The organism is Acidithiobacillus sp. TH-A67 (assembly GCF_057473545.1).
Window position 1 is genome coordinate 1 of sequence record NZ_JBYCKU010000011.1, and the last position, 12,841, is coordinate 12,841.

At 60.2% G+C, this 12,841-nt stretch carries 13 protein-coding genes and 1 tRNA gene; 2 read left to right on the plus strand and 12 right to left on the minus strand.

Annotated elements, in window-relative coordinates; genetic code table 11:
- Positions 1-117: 117 nt before the first annotated feature.
- The 8 genes from AC2VNM_RS01290 to AC2VNM_RS01325 form a co-directional block, all read right to left on the minus strand.
- Positions 118-194, minus strand: a tRNA-Met gene (locus AC2VNM_RS01290).
- A 136-nt stretch (positions 195-330) separates the two neighbouring features.
- On the minus strand, positions 331-1,377 hold the full coding sequence (locus AC2VNM_RS01295; protein ID WP_483165573.1) for a L,D-transpeptidase family protein: 1,047 nt from the start codon (positions 1,375-1,377) through the stop codon (positions 331-333).
- Positions 1,361-1,612: a Rho-binding antiterminator gene (locus AC2VNM_RS01300; RefSeq protein WP_483165572.1), complete on the minus strand. Its 252-nt coding sequence runs from the start codon at positions 1,610-1,612 to the stop codon at positions 1,361-1,363. Before AC2VNM_RS01300 ends, AC2VNM_RS01295 begins: the two co-directional genes overlap by 17 nt.
- Positions 1,596-2,870: a serine--tRNA ligase gene (gene serS / locus AC2VNM_RS01305; protein ID WP_483165571.1), complete on the minus strand. Its 1,275-nt coding sequence runs from the start codon at positions 2,868-2,870 to the stop codon at positions 1,596-1,598. Before serS ends, AC2VNM_RS01300 begins: the two co-directional genes overlap by 17 nt.
- Positions 2,871-2,873: 3 nt before the next feature.
- Positions 2,874-4,166, minus strand: a complete 1,293-nt coding sequence (locus AC2VNM_RS01310) for a replication-associated recombination protein A (protein ID WP_483165570.1) — start codon at positions 4,164-4,166, stop codon at positions 2,874-2,876.
- Between the two features lie 8 nt (positions 4,167-4,174).
- Positions 4,175-5,272, minus strand: a complete 1,098-nt coding sequence (locus AC2VNM_RS01315) for an OmpP1/FadL family transporter (RefSeq protein ID WP_486912737.1) — start codon at positions 5,270-5,272, stop codon at positions 4,175-4,177.
- A gap of 12 nt (positions 5,273-5,284) precedes the next feature.
- Positions 5,285-5,950 (minus strand): outer membrane lipoprotein periplasmic chaperone LolA, encoded by a 666-nt coding sequence (gene lolA, locus AC2VNM_RS01320; protein ID WP_483165568.1) that lies wholly within the window; start codon positions 5,948-5,950, stop codon positions 5,285-5,287.
- Positions 5,925-8,255: a DNA translocase FtsK gene (locus AC2VNM_RS01325; RefSeq protein WP_483165567.1), complete on the minus strand. Its 2,331-nt coding sequence runs from the start codon at positions 8,253-8,255 to the stop codon at positions 5,925-5,927. Before AC2VNM_RS01325 ends, lolA begins: the two co-directional genes overlap by 26 nt.
- Positions 8,256-8,449: 194 nt before the next feature.
- Between AC2VNM_RS01325 and trxB the strand changes: the two genes are divergently transcribed.
- Positions 8,450-9,403: a thioredoxin-disulfide reductase gene (gene trxB / locus AC2VNM_RS01330; RefSeq protein ID WP_483165566.1), complete on the plus strand. Its 954-nt coding sequence runs from the start codon at positions 8,450-8,452 to the stop codon at positions 9,401-9,403.
- A 3-nt stretch (positions 9,404-9,406) separates the two neighbouring features.
- Positions 9,407-9,988 carry a Smr/MutS family protein gene (locus tag AC2VNM_RS01335; protein ID WP_483165565.1) on the plus strand — a complete coding sequence of 194 codons (582 nt, stop codon included), beginning with the start codon at positions 9,407-9,409 and terminating at the stop codon, positions 9,986-9,988.
- Between the two features lie 15 nt (positions 9,989-10,003).
- On the opposite strand, the gene AC2VNM_RS01340 is transcribed toward AC2VNM_RS01335, so the two are convergent.
- The 4 genes from AC2VNM_RS01340 to ispD are packed head-to-tail and all read right to left on the minus strand — an operon-like array spanning position 10,004 to position 12,785.
- Complete coding sequence (locus AC2VNM_RS01340; protein WP_483165564.1) at positions 10,004-10,453, minus strand: heavy metal-responsive transcriptional regulator; 450 nt, start codon at positions 10,451-10,453, stop codon at positions 10,004-10,006.
- Between the two features lie 59 nt (positions 10,454-10,512).
- Positions 10,513-11,595, minus strand: a complete 1,083-nt coding sequence (truD, locus tag AC2VNM_RS01345) for a tRNA pseudouridine(13) synthase TruD (RefSeq protein WP_483165563.1) — start codon at positions 11,593-11,595, stop codon at positions 10,513-10,515.
- Positions 11,588-12,067 (minus strand): 2-C-methyl-D-erythritol 2,4-cyclodiphosphate synthase, encoded by a 480-nt coding sequence (ispF, locus tag AC2VNM_RS01350; RefSeq protein WP_483165562.1) that lies wholly within the window; start codon positions 12,065-12,067, stop codon positions 11,588-11,590. The genes truD and ispF overlap by 8 nt, the downstream gene beginning before the upstream one ends.
- A gap of 10 nt (positions 12,068-12,077) precedes the next feature.
- On the minus strand, positions 12,078-12,785 hold the full coding sequence (gene ispD, locus AC2VNM_RS01355; protein WP_483165561.1) for a 2-C-methyl-D-erythritol 4-phosphate cytidylyltransferase: 708 nt from the start codon (positions 12,783-12,785) through the stop codon (positions 12,078-12,080).
- Between the last annotated feature and the right edge of the window lie 56 nt (positions 12,786-12,841).

Here is a 12,841-nt window from a genome sequence, read left to right on the forward strand (position 1 = left end):
TCAATGTACATAGCAGCAGAACCACTACACACACCCAGTACCTACACCACGCAAGGGCCTAAACCCCACACATCTCCACTCGGTTTTGAAAGAACAAAACAGCATACTGCGAATATTTGGTAGCGGGGGTAGGATTTGAACCTACGACCTTCGGGTTATGAGCCCGACGAGCTGCCTGGCTGCTCCACCCCGCACCGGGTCTTACATTCTAGCCTGAATTCGAATTCAAAAGCAATACTAAGCGTCTTCCTTCGTTTCCAGCCTCACCACCTCAGCGGCGAGGAAGCGAACTATACCGAGCTCACTCCCCCATTGCAAGCCCTTTTATTGCTACCCCGGAACAGGCGTCGCTGGCGGCGGTGGAGTGGCCTGATTCGCATTGTCTCCAAAGGGTGCGAAGGCATAGGGCTGCGCAGGTAAGGTATTGATAACCTGCGTGAGGCTGGGCGCAGAGACATCGATACCGGTTGGCACGGTATTTGGCTTTTGCACCAGGTCGATCACACGCTGCCAGTTCACAACGACGGGGGTGCTCATGCCCTTTTGATACCGAACGATGGCATTCACCGCGCGCTGCTGCGGCGAGAGATCGCTCTTGTAGGACTCAATGGGTGTAAATGCCTGCAGGTACAGGTGTCCATCGCCATCACTTCCCACCAGATAGGGTTCGTCGATGCTCCGCACTGGTGTCCCCACCTTGACCATCTTGAACAGCTGGACCTCATTTTCCGGGTAGACATGGAAGCAGCCATGACTTACCCGCATACCCACCCCCCAGGGTTTGTTGGTGCCGTGGATGTAGATCTGCGACCAGCCGGTTTCCAATGCCAATTCTCCCATGGGATTGTCAGGTCCAGGGGCAAAGTAAGCGGGGATCGGCTCGCCGGCCTTGGCGTGTTCTTCCTGGATATTTTTCGGTACGGTCCAGCTCGGATTTTTGACCTTGGCGATGATGCGCGTAGTACCCAGCGGATCTGGCCATTTGGGACGGAAGATGCCGATGGGATAGGTGTAGACCACCTTTTTCCCAGCCGGGAAGTAGTAGAGGCGGCGTGCCGGAATATCGATGATGATACCCTGCCAAGGGGGCGGTGGAAGAATATATTGGGTAGGCACGAGGACGCGGGTACCTTTCCCCGGCAGCCAGGGGTCGACACCGGGGTTGGCCTCGCGAATCTCGTTGTAGCCCACGTCGTAATGGCGGGCGATGTCGAGCAGGGTATCCTGCTGACGGGCAAGTACGACGTGCAATTGGCCGACCATATTGCTGCCTGCCGCAGGCAGTGGAAACTCTGCTGCCAACGCAGACCTGCCCGGCAACAGGGCTCCTGTCGCCAGGGCGAATAGTCCGAGCCATTTCTTAGGATAGAACTGCATGCGCTCCCTCTATCTCTGTCAAATCGATCAAATAATCAGATCGGGAAGATGCCGGTTGCACTGAGAGCAGCAACCATTCCCGCCCATATGCAGTCCAGACATCGGTAATTATCCCGCGCAAACTGCGGTCCCCCCTAAGCTGCAACTGCAGAGGCCGACGGCGCATGGCGGCTAGTTCCAGTTCGCTGTGCAGCGCACAGGATATCGGCACATAGGGCTCAACTGGCGCGGACATCAAGAAATTCTTCACCGCGGAGATAAGGTCGCAGGGCGGGGGGAATCCGCACGCGGCCACCGGCCTGCTGATGGTTTTCTAATAACGCGACCAAGGTGCGTCCCACCGCCAGCGCGGACCCGTTGAGGGTGTGCGCCAGTTGCGGCTTGCCATCGCTATCGCGGTAGCGCAGTTGCAGGCGCCGGGCCTGAAAGCTCTCGGTGTTACTGCAGGAGCTGATTTCGCGATAGCAGTTCTGGCTCGGCAGCCAGACTTCCAGGTCGTACGTCTTGGCGGCCGAGAATCCCATATCGCCCGCGCAGAGCAGCATGACGCGGTAGGGCAGCTCCAGCAACTCCAGAACCTTCGCAGCGTGGGCGGTAAGCTCTTCGAGCGCGGCTGCGGACTCTTCCGGGCGCACGATCTGCACTAGTTCGACCTTGTCGAATTGATGCTGTCGGATCATGCCACGGGTATCGCGTCCGGCAGAGCCCGCTTCTCGACGAAAACAGGGCGTGTAGGCACAGTACTTCTGCGGTAACGTGGCAACGATCTCCTCACGCAGCAGATTGGTGAGCGGGACCTCGGCGGTGGGAATCAGGTAAAAATCATCATCCCGCAGCGCAAAGAGATCCTCCGCGAACTTGGGGAGTTGTCCGGTACCGAGCAGCGACTGAGGATTGGCTAAAAAAGGCGGAGCGATCTCCTCATATCCATGTTCCTGCGTATGCAGATCCAACATGAATTGAGTCAACGCCCGCTCCAGACGCGCACCCGCGCCCCGCAATACCACAAACCGTGCTCCGGCGAGTTTGACGCCCGCGGCAAAATCAAGGACACCTAACTCGGTACCCAGATCCACGTGGTCCTTGACCGGAAAGTCAAAGCGCGGGATCTCGCCCCAACTGCGCACACAGACGTTACCGCTTTCATCGGGCCCATCGGGAACATCCGCTTGGGGCAAATTGGGTAGCGTACGCACCCACTCCTCCCACTGCGCCAGGACGGCAGTCAACCGCCCCTCCTTTTCGCTGACGGCAGCAGCGAGTTCCGCGGCACGCGCCTGCTCCGCCTGGGTGTCGCGGCCCTCACGACGCGCGACGCCAATCTCCTTGGACAGGACATTGCGTTCATTGCGCAACGCCTCCAGATCGACTTGCAGGGTTTTCCGCTGCTGGTCCAGGGACCGCAGTGCCTGCACATCCAGGACATGCCCGCGCCGGGCGAGCGCCTCGGCCACCGCGGCCGTCTGGGTGCGTAACAGGTTCGGGTCGAGCATGGTTCAGTCTCCTGATCTTTTCCGATGAGCAGCGATCCAGGCAAGACGCTCGCCCATGGTCTTCTCAAAGCCCCGCTCCGTGGGGGTATACCAGCGGCCGTCCGCCATGCCTTGTGGCAGATAAGACTGCCCTGGCGCGATGGCATCGGGAAAATCGTGATCGTATTGGTATTCCCGACCATAATCCAGCTCCCGCAGGAGCCGGGTCGGCGCATTGCGCAGATGCAGGGGAACCGGCCGGCTGCGCTCGCGGCGAATCTGCGCGCGCACTGCGTTCCAAGCCAGCTCGATGCGGTTGCTCTTGGGGGCGCTGGCAAGATAGACGGCGGCCTCGGCCAGAGCGAGCTCTCCCTCGGGACTGCCGAGAAACGCATAGGCGTCACGCGCAGCGATGGCGATACTGAGGGCACGCGGATCCGCCAGGCCGACATCCTCGCTGGCCATGCGCACCATACGCCGGGCCAGATAGAGCGGATCGGCACCACCATCGAGCATCCGCGCCAGCCAGTACAGAGCGGCGTTGACATCCGAACCGCGCAGGGACTTGTGAAAGGCCGAGATCTGGTCGTAGAACTGCTCTCCGTGGCGATCGAACTGCCGCCAACTCTCGCCAATGGCCTGTTGTACCTGCTCCATTGTGATTTCGCCGTTTTCACTCCCGTTGGCGGCCAGCTCGAGAATACCAAGCAAACGCCGGGCGTCACCATCGGCGGCGTCAATAAGCAGCGCGCGGACAGCGGCGCTCACAACCAGATTCTGTTTCCCCAAGCCTTTCCCTACATCCTGCAACGCCCGGTCGAGAATCTCTCTCAAGGCGGCAGTATCCAAAGGCTGGAGAACGTACACACGCGCCCGCGACAACAAGGCAGGGACCAGGGCAAAACTGGGGTTTTCCGTGGTTGCGCCGATCAAGGTAAAAATGCCGTCCTCAACATAAGGCAATAGCGCATCTTGTTGTGCGCGGTTGAAGCGATGAATTTCGTCGACGAAAAGCAATGATGCCTGCCCACACTCCCGTAACTGACGCGCCTTTTCGGCGACCGCGCGCAACTCCTTGACGCCGCTGTCCACCGCCGAGAGCGTAACGAACTCTGCCTGGGACTGAGCTGCAAGCAGGCGAGCGAGGGTGGTCTTGCCCGAACCCGGCGGGCCCCACAGAACAAGAGACGGAATTGGGCCGCCCTCATCGAGAACAGCCCGGAGACTACCACCGGCCCCGAGTAGCTGCGGCTGACCAACGAACTCGGCAAGACTGCTAGGCCGCATGCGCGCGGCCAGAGGGCGTCGATCAGGCATTCAGGACATCAGAAACTGCGCGCCAAGGCCAGCCCGAGGGTGAAGGCACTGGCCTTGTAGGACCCGCTGGGTACCGTGCCAGCATCCTGGAGAGGGAATGGCGCGCCGCCAGCGGACCCGGACAAGGCGTAGCTGGCGCCGATATCGTAATGCCAGGGTCCAAGACTAATCCCCAAGCCGAAGGATGCCGAGTTGGATGCCGTTGCCGGCACCGCGAGCTGCACCGCGTTTGCTCCCGCCGGGCTGTCGGTATGGGCAATACCACCACGGATTTCCAGGTCCTGATTCAGGTGGTAACTGAGACCCACACGGTAGCCCAGAGCGGACTTCCAACCCAGGTTACCATAGTACGGCAGTTGTGCGTTTGCCCAGTTGGTCCAGTCGACATCGAGCTCCGTGGCAAAGGAGGGTGTCCAGCGATAGCGAAAACCGGCCTGCAGCTTGCCCGGCAGCTCAATCTTGCCCGCACTGGCAGAGAGGCTGGCGGGAGAAATATAGCTCAACCCAACGTTATAGCCCTCAGTGCTGTAGAGCAGGCCGATGCGACCACCGACACCGCTGCCGTCTGCCGAGAGGGTACCGAATTTACCGCCAATGCTTTGGTAGTAGTCGAGCCCAACCGCCACACTGAGATTAGGGAGCAGCAGGTAAGCGATGCTCGGATTGATATCAATGATGCGCAGTTGATTCTTGAGGTATGGACTTCCCTCGTACAGGGCATTGGGCGCCCAACTGTCGCGCAGGATATAGGGCGAAGTGACCCCAATACCCAGCGCCAGCGGCATGCTGTCGAAGCGATGGGTATAATAGAGGTCGGCAAGGATACTGGTATTGGTCTGCGCACCGATGTCGGTGCTGCCATTGGCGTAATTATAGGAAGGACGCTGGGCCAGTAGCTCAATGGCTGCCCGATTTCCAGAGAAAAAAGCCATGCCTGCCGGATTATAGGAATAATCACTGACTGGTTGCCCGTCGGCCACCACCGCCCCGGCCTCCGATAGGGCCGCAACACCGGTCGGTACCGCGAAGCTGTTGGCGTAGGCTAAATCGCAAGCAGCAGAAATGACCAGCGTGCTTAAGGCATAAACAACCAGGGTCTTACGCATGACTACTCCAATTCATGGATTTTTGAGAACGTCTACCCCGGCCGGCGGAGTAAAATGGAAGATCTTGTCGGAAATGGGGACATTCACGCGGACATGTTCGAAATGCAGGACGGTTTCCTGCTGGAAGGCATCTTCCATCAGCATTTCGCGCAACTGTCCAGCGTTGTCAAAGCCCATCTGGATGGAGGTAAAGCCTTGGTTTTGCCCTTTTTTCGGTTTGAGCAAAACCCATTGCAGGCCACTTTTCGCTGGCAGCGAGCTGATCTGAAAGTCTGTCGGCAGTACATCGCGTCCAGCGATCAGCGCTGCCGGGGTGCTACCCAAAACCTTGCCCAACGGTTGTACCGTGACCTGCTGCAGAGCGGGCTCATAGAGCCAGACCTGCCGGCCATCGGAAACGATCATTTGCCCATTTTTGCCGGCATAGTTCCAGCGGAAGCGCCCAGGCCTGGCAATCCAGAGTTGTCCGCTGGCACGCTGTTCGACGACACCACCATGGTTGAACACTTCCTGCTGAAAATCAGCGGTCACGGTCTTGCTGGAGCGGAAGAATTTTTCCAGCAGCGCGCCAGGCTCGGCAGCGAACAACGGCAGGCTTACGCCGACCATCAATAACCATCCGAAAACGACGGAAACACAAAGTCGCACGAGATCAGTCGCGCGGCGGGGCAGCAGCATGCACTTCTCGACTACCATTGCTTTGTAGGGGACCAACGATGCCCACCCTCTCCATTTCCTCGATCATTCGAGCCGCTCGATTATACCCGACTTTGAGCTGCCGCTGCACATAGGAGATGCTCGCCTTGCGGCTGCTGGTGACAATCGCGACAGCCTGATCGTAGAGCGGATCACTCTCCGCATCGTTGTCGCCGGCCTCCCCCATTCCCGCATCATCGCCGGAGCCCGACAGAATCTCTTCGTCATATTCTGGAGCACCCAGCTGCCGCAGGCTCTCGACTACCCGATGCACCTCGTCGTCACTGACGTAGGCCCCATGCACGCGCAGGGGATAACCACTGCCGGGGGGCAGATACAGCATGTCGCCTTGCCCCAGCAGCGTTTCCGCACCCATCTGGTCGAGAATCGTGCGTGAATCGATGCGCGACGACACCTGGAAGGCAATGCGTGTGGGAATATTAGCCTTGATCAGGCCGGTAATCACATCTACCGATGGGCGCTGGGTCGCCATGATCAGATGCAGACCAGCCGCTCGCGCTTTCTGTGCCAGGCGCGTGATCAGGGTTTCCACCTGCTTGCCGACCACCATCATCAAGTCGGCAAATTCATCGATGACGACGACGATGGCCGGCAGCGGGTGCAATGCAATCGGCTCGTCATTAAAGTCTTTGTCAGGTCCCGGCAGGGACTCACCACGCGCCTCGGCCTCTTTCAACTTCTGGTTGTAGCCCGCCAAGTTGCGCACACCAGCGTGCGCCATCCACTTGTAGCGCCGTTCCATTTCCGCGACGCACCAGCGCAGGGCGTTGGCGGCCTCCTGCATGTCGGTGACTACCGGCGCGAGCAGGTGCGGGATACCTTCGTACACGGACAGCTCCAGCATCTTGGGATCGACCAGAATCATGCGCACTTCCTGCGCCGTGGCCTTGTACAAAATGCTCAGGATCATGGCATTGACGCCGACGGATTTCCCGGCGCCAGTGGTACCAGCCACCAAGAGATGGGGCATCCGCGCCAAATCCGCGACAATCGGCTGGCCGCCGATATCTTGCCCCAAGGCCAGGGTCAAGAGGCTTTTGCTCTGCGCGAAGGCGGCGCTACCGAGAATTTCGGAGAGACGGACCACACGCCGCTTCGGATTTGGGACTTCGATACCCATCGTCGCCTTACCCGGAATCGCCTCCACTACCCGTACCCGGGCGGTAAGAACGCGCGCCAGATCCTTACTCAGGCCGGCGACCTGACTCACCTTGACGCCAGCTGCAGGTTCAATCTCATAGCGGGTGATGACCGGGCCAGGGTGCGCGTCCACAACCTGGGCACTGACACCAAAATCCGCGAATTTTTCTTCCAGAAAGCGGGAACGCGCCGCCAGCTCTTCGGGCGAGGGAACCAAAGCGGGGTCATCGGCTTCGGGCACATCCAGCAAGGAGAGTTCGGGCAAGCCATCCGCGCGTGGGGGGCCTACGGGAGCCGGTAAGGGTAGCTGTTCTTTGCTGGCGGTCACTACCTTCGACGGGGATGGGGGAGCCTTCCTGCGCGAGGGGAACGGGCGCCCTGGCTCGAGAACTTGCGACGCGGTGGACGGTCGCGCGGTGACTTTCGGGGCCACGGCACCGCTGGTTTCAGCCGTTACCGAAGCCTCTCGCCGCCAGCGCGGCAAGCGCAAAGAGAAGCTCGGCGCGCGGGGCAAGGAAAAACGGGGGAGCGATAGAGCGCGCAGATGGCTCGCCCAATGTGCAGGGCTTGTCCGCGTTACGAGCGCAACGCTCAGCACACTCAAGGCGAGGAAAATCAGCCCGGTGCCCACGCTGCCAATGACAGGAGAAAGCAATCCCGCAAGGCCCGCACCAATGATCCCGCCGGGACTCTGCCCCTTTACCGGCCACCACATCAGTGGCCAGAGCAAGGCCAGAAGCACGCTAACGGCCGGGAAAAACAGGATCCCGCCGAGGATGCGTAGGCGCGGCAGCGGACGTTGCCAATGCAAGCGCCGCAGCCAGAGCCAACAGAAGGCCAGGAGCGCGAAGGGAAGCAACCAGGCAGCAATCCCAAAAATCTGTATCAGGAACGCGGCCAACTCGGCCCCCAGCTCGCCTCCCCAATTGCGTGCAGGCTCTCCCCGACCACTGGTGAACCAACTGGGGTCGAGCGGATGAAAACTGATCAGGGAAAGGAGAGCGAACAGACTCGAAAGCAGTAGGACAAAGACCAAGACCTCCCGACGCCAGGGATACCCGCTCGGCCTCGACCTGTTCTCCCGCACCGAACCATTCGCTGCTACTGCGCTGCGTGCTTTCGACATGCCCGCAAGCTATCCGAGACTTCCCTTTTCTGTCAAGGGATTAAGACTGAATCTTTAGCAATATCCTGAAAGCGAAAGGGATATCTGCCAGGGCTTGACGGGTCATAGGGTGAGCTTCCAAAACGTTTCTGACTCTGCCGTGGCCAAGGAAGGAGTGCTACAATTACTAATATTTCTTTTCGACAGGAGCGGTCATGGCAGACGACAGCAAGCACGCGCGCTTACTCATTCTCGGTTCCGGTCCCGCAGGCTACACCGCGGCGATCTATGCCGCTCGGGCCAATTTACAACCGGTGCTCATCCAGGGAATGGAACCCGGGGGCCAACTGATGACGACCACCGATGTGGATAACTGGCCGGGAGCGGCCGATGGCATTCTCGGTCCAGATCTGATGGCGGAACTCGAAAAGCAGGCGCGCCGCTTCGATGCGGAGATCATCTTTGACCATATCAACGAGGCCAATCTCGGGGAGCGGCCCTTTCGCTTGCAGGGCGATCAGGGAAGCTATACCTGCGATTCTCTGATCATCGCCACTGGTGCCTCAGCCAAATATCTGGGCCTGGAGAGTGAGGAAAAATATCGTGGTAAAGGAGTTTCTGCCTGCGCCACCTGTGATGGGTTTTTCTACCGGAATCAGGATGTCGCCGTCGTCGGTGGTGGTAACACCGCGGTCGAAGAAGCGCTGTACCTCAGCAACATCGCCAAGACGGTGACCGTCATCCATCGGCGTGACAAATTCCGGGCGGAAAAGATTCTACAAGACAAGCTCTTTGCCAAAGAAAACGTGAAAGTGATCTGGACTCATCAAGTGAGCGAGATTCTGGGTGACTCCTCGGGGGTTACTGGATTGCGCTTGGCATCTGCAACAGACGACAAGACGCAAGACATTGCAGCGACCGGCGTATTTATTGCCATCGGCCATCAGCCCAATACACAGCTTTTCAAAGGACAGCTGGAAATGGACGAAACCGGGTACCTGATCACCAAGGGCGGTCGGGAAGGGTTTGCGACTATGACCAGCATCGCTGGCGTGTTTGCTGCAGGCGATGTGCAGGATCATGTCTATCGTCAGGCAGTAACCAGCGCCGGGACGGGCTGTATGGCCGCCCTAGACGCGGAACGCTGGCTGGAGCAGGCCAGCGCCTGATGCGTGGCGCGGCGCTCAGCACGGAAAAGGGCAAGAGCTAATCCCGGATTCTTTCTTGCCGATGACGAACGAGAGGAGTTTCGCTCCGCTCTGCGGGATGTGCGGCTGTTCTCAGCCCCGGAGCCGCCGCCACGGGCGCCGGCTCCGGAACCAGAGGCACACCAAGCCACTGCTGATGAACTGGCCGTATTGGCAGACCTGGCGCGTGGCAACAAAGAGGAAAATGATTGGTGGACAGGCGATGAGTGGGTATATCTGCGCCCCGGATTGCCCGAGCGGCTACTGCGGGACCTGCGTCGTGGAAAAATTCGCGTGCAGGCCGATCTCGATCTGCATGGACTACGAGTAGACGAGGCCCGTGCGACCGTCGCCGAGTTTCTCGCCGAGTCTCGCCGGCAGCGCTGGACCTGTGTCCGCATCGTGCACGGCAAGGGCTATGGTTCACCAGGACAGGTGCCCGTCCTCAAACGCTTAGTCGGACACTGGCTGCAACGCCACCGCGAAGTACTGGCCTTTTTGCAGGCCGGACCAGCCGAAGGCGGCTCCGGGGCCCTGCGGGTCTTACTGGGCGAGCTTCGCCGCTGACGCCTGATGGACTTTTCAGCGCGCCTGAGCGGCCGGGGCAGGCGGCAAGTCGGTGGCGCGCTCTGCCCCAGCAAGCGAGGCCAGGATCGGGCAAGCCTCAACAGAGCCATGGCCGGGGCAACGCTCACTGACCTCGCGCAGGGCCGACCGCATCCGTTCCAGATCTGCAATTTTTTCCTCGATGTCGGCGATCTTACCCTCGGTAATCTGCTTCACCGCCGCCATGTCGTTTTCCGGATGGCTGTTGATGTCCAGCAGCTCCTTGACCTCCGCGAGGGAAAAACCGAGATTCTGCGCCCGGCGAATAAAACGCAAACGCGCTTCCGCTTCGTTGTCGTACAGTCGGTAGTTGGACTGAGTCCGTTGCACCGGACGAATCAGCCCGATTCGTTCATAATACCGCAGAGTTTCCGCTGCCAACCCCGCCTCGCGCGCCAAACGCCCAATGGTCACGTGGTTTTTCATATCGTTCCTTCCTGGTTTTTACCCTGCAAACGAGTAGTTTATCGTAAAGTATGCACTTGCTACGAACAAGGGGCCGAGCTCATTTTTTCCGCCTTCACCCCAAGGGCTTCCAGCAACACCGTGGCATAGGAGCCTTGCAGTAGAAAGAACTGGAGAACAATTTCCCCAGCTTGCGGCGCATGGACGGACACATCCTCCGGACGGCAGCGCAAGGTTCGTCGTGCTGCATCCAAGCCTTGACTGGCCAGCGCCGCTGCCCAGGCCATGCCGTTGCCGGGAGAATCGTCACCACCATGCCAAGCGGCAAGGGTTTCCGCTTCCAGTTCGCCTACCAGCCCTTTGCTTTGCCCCGCAGCTTTACCCGGCAGTGGCCCGGTGGGATGGAGATCCCAGGCATCGGCGCGGGCCTGCAGCTCCGCGAGCTCTTCTGCGCCAGCCCGAAACTGGCTATGCGTCCCGGCCAACTGGATGATCTCACCGGGCAGGATGCAGTTCCAGCTTTTCTGTCGCACCCGCTCGGCAAGAACCAAGTTGAATAGCGCGGAGCGCGCCGTCGACCACAAAAGCGCGCGCAGATGATGTGGCATACGTCCACGCCGCCCACCAGTCAGCAGGCGTCCGGCTGCGGCCAGATTGTCGCGCCCGAAACGCTGCGCCCCGAAATAGTTGGGGAAGCCCTGTTGCGCCAAAATCTGCAAGGCGCTGTCCCAAGCGTTGCTTTCGTTGGCGTCGCGTAGATGCATGCGAAATCGATTACCGCGATGCACACCGCGCCGTAGTTTGCGCCGATGCCGGTCGATAGCGAGAATTTGCATCCCCTCAGCGGCGAACTGGCCCCAATCGAGTTTCTCACGGCCGACGAGCGGCACGGTAAAGGCTTGTCTGGTACGGGCATGGTAGTCTTTGAGACCCGCGTAGCCCACGTCTCGCGCTGGGACGCCCGCAAAGCGCGCGAGCAGCCGGGCGACCTCCTCGGTGTGGCGCCGCGTCTTCTCGACCCATAGCCAAGCATGGTCGCCTTCGCCATCAGCAGCAAAAGGCAACACCTCTTCCACAAAAAAGCTTTCAGGGGAGGAACGAAAGACGCCTACCGGGCGGGCAAGCGCCAGCTCCGGATACCACCGCTCGGGGATCTCAGACATCTTGGATGAGGCAGATGGCCTGAGCGGCAATGCCTTCGCCACGGCCGGTAAAGCCCAACTGCTCTGTCGTCGTCGCCTTGACGCTGACAGCAGTGAGCGGAATCTGCAGGTCACTGGCGAGACATTCCCGCATCTGGGGAATATGCGGCGCCAATTTGGGGCGTTGACAGATGAGGGTCGAATCGACATTGACGATGCGATACCCCTCCTGCTGCAGCAAGCTGGCGCAGTGACGGAGCAGTAGACGCGAATCGGCGCCGGCAAAACGAGGGTCGGTATCCGGGAAGTGTTTGCCGATATCACCCAGGGACGCCGCGCCAAGCAATGCGTCGCAAATGGCGTGGATGAGGACATCGGCATCGGAATGACCGGCCAGGCCGAGTTCATAAGGCACCCGCACGCCGCCCAGAATCAGGGGACGATCTGCCACCAGTGCATGCACATCAAAGCCCTGTCCTATGCGAATCTCCATAGTTCTCCTTTCACGACCCACGCGCGGCCAGAATGGCCTCAGCCAAGGGCAAATCTTCGGGATAGGTGATTTTGAGGTTATCGGCGTGGCCCTGCACCAGAAGGGGGTGCCAGCCGCGCCGTTCCATAGCCGAGGCCTCATCGGTCACCGGGGCACCCTGCTGCTCGGCATCGTCGAGGGCTTCGAGCAGCGCACCCAAGGGAAAGGCCTGGGGAGTCAGGGCACGCCAGAGATGACTACGTTCGACGGTGGCCACCACATGCTCGCCCGCGGCACGCTTGAGGGTATCGGCTACCGGCAAGGCCAGCAAAGCCCCTTGTGGGGCTCTGGGCAAGGCATCCAGGAGCGCATGCAGATCGCCCCGTTGCAGGCAAGGGCGCGCCGCATCGTGGACCAGCACCCAATCCTGCGGCAGGGCGCCATGTTCCAGAAGCGCGCGCAGGCCGAGTCGCACCGAGTCCTGGCGCTGCGCCCCGCCTACCACCGGGGGCAGAAAGCTTCGGCTTTGCGGACCAAGAAGCTCACGCCAAGCGCCGGTGGCGAGATCTGCGCCGGGCAACACCAGTTGTACGCCACGAATGCGCGGCTCGGTCAAAAAGGGCTGCAGGGCATGGGCAAGCACCGGGCGACCGCGCAGTTGCAGATATTGTTTGGCGACGGCACCGCCAAATCGCTGCCCGCGTCCACCGGCGGGGATCAAGGCCCAGATTTGTTCCATGCACGTCCTCCTGATCGCTGCGCCAGCATACCCGAATGACCGCGACTTTTGCAGTT

Bases quoted from the DNA above. Each gene is read 5' to 3' on its own strand.
- AC2VNM_RS01310 (WP_483165570.1), bottom strand. From the start codon at position 4,166: ATGCCTGATCGACGCCCTCTGGCCGCGCGCATGCGGCCTAGCAGTCTT.
- AC2VNM_RS01325 (WP_483165567.1), bottom strand. From the start codon at position 8,255: ATGTCGAAAGCACGCAGCGCAGTAGCAGCGAATGGTTCGGTGCGGGAG.
- AC2VNM_RS01300 (WP_483165572.1), bottom strand. From the start codon at position 1,612: ATGTCCGCGCCAGTTGAGCCCTATGTGCCGATATCCTGTGCGCTGCAC.
- AC2VNM_RS01340 (WP_483165564.1), bottom strand. From the start codon at position 10,453: ATGAAAAACCACGTGACCATTGGGCGTTTGGCGCGCGAGGCGGGGTTG.
- trxB (WP_483165566.1), top strand. From the start codon at position 8,450: ATGGCAGACGACAGCAAGCACGCGCGCTTACTCATTCTCGGTTCCGGT.
- ispD (WP_483165561.1), bottom strand. From the start codon at position 12,785: ATGGAACAAATCTGGGCCTTGATCCCCGCCGGTGGACGCGGGCAGCGA.
- serS (WP_483165571.1), bottom strand. From the start codon at position 2,870: ATGCTCGACCCGAACCTGTTACGCACCCAGACGGCCGCGGTGGCCGAG.
- truD (WP_483165563.1), bottom strand. From the start codon at position 11,595: ATGTCTGAGATCCCCGAGCGGTGGTATCCGGAGCTGGCGCTTGCCCGC.
- lolA (WP_483165568.1), bottom strand. From the start codon at position 5,950: ATGCTGCTGCCCCGCCGCGCGACTGATCTCGTGCGACTTTGTGTTTCC.
- ispF (WP_483165562.1), bottom strand. From the start codon at position 12,067: ATGGAGATTCGCATAGGACAGGGCTTTGATGTGCATGCACTGGTGGCA.
- AC2VNM_RS01315 (WP_486912737.1), bottom strand. From the start codon at position 5,272: ATGCGTAAGACCCTGGTTGTTTATGCCTTAAGCACGCTGGTCATTTCT.
- AC2VNM_RS01295 (WP_483165573.1), bottom strand. From the start codon at position 1,377: ATGCAGTTCTATCCTAAGAAATGGCTCGGACTATTCGCCCTGGCGACA.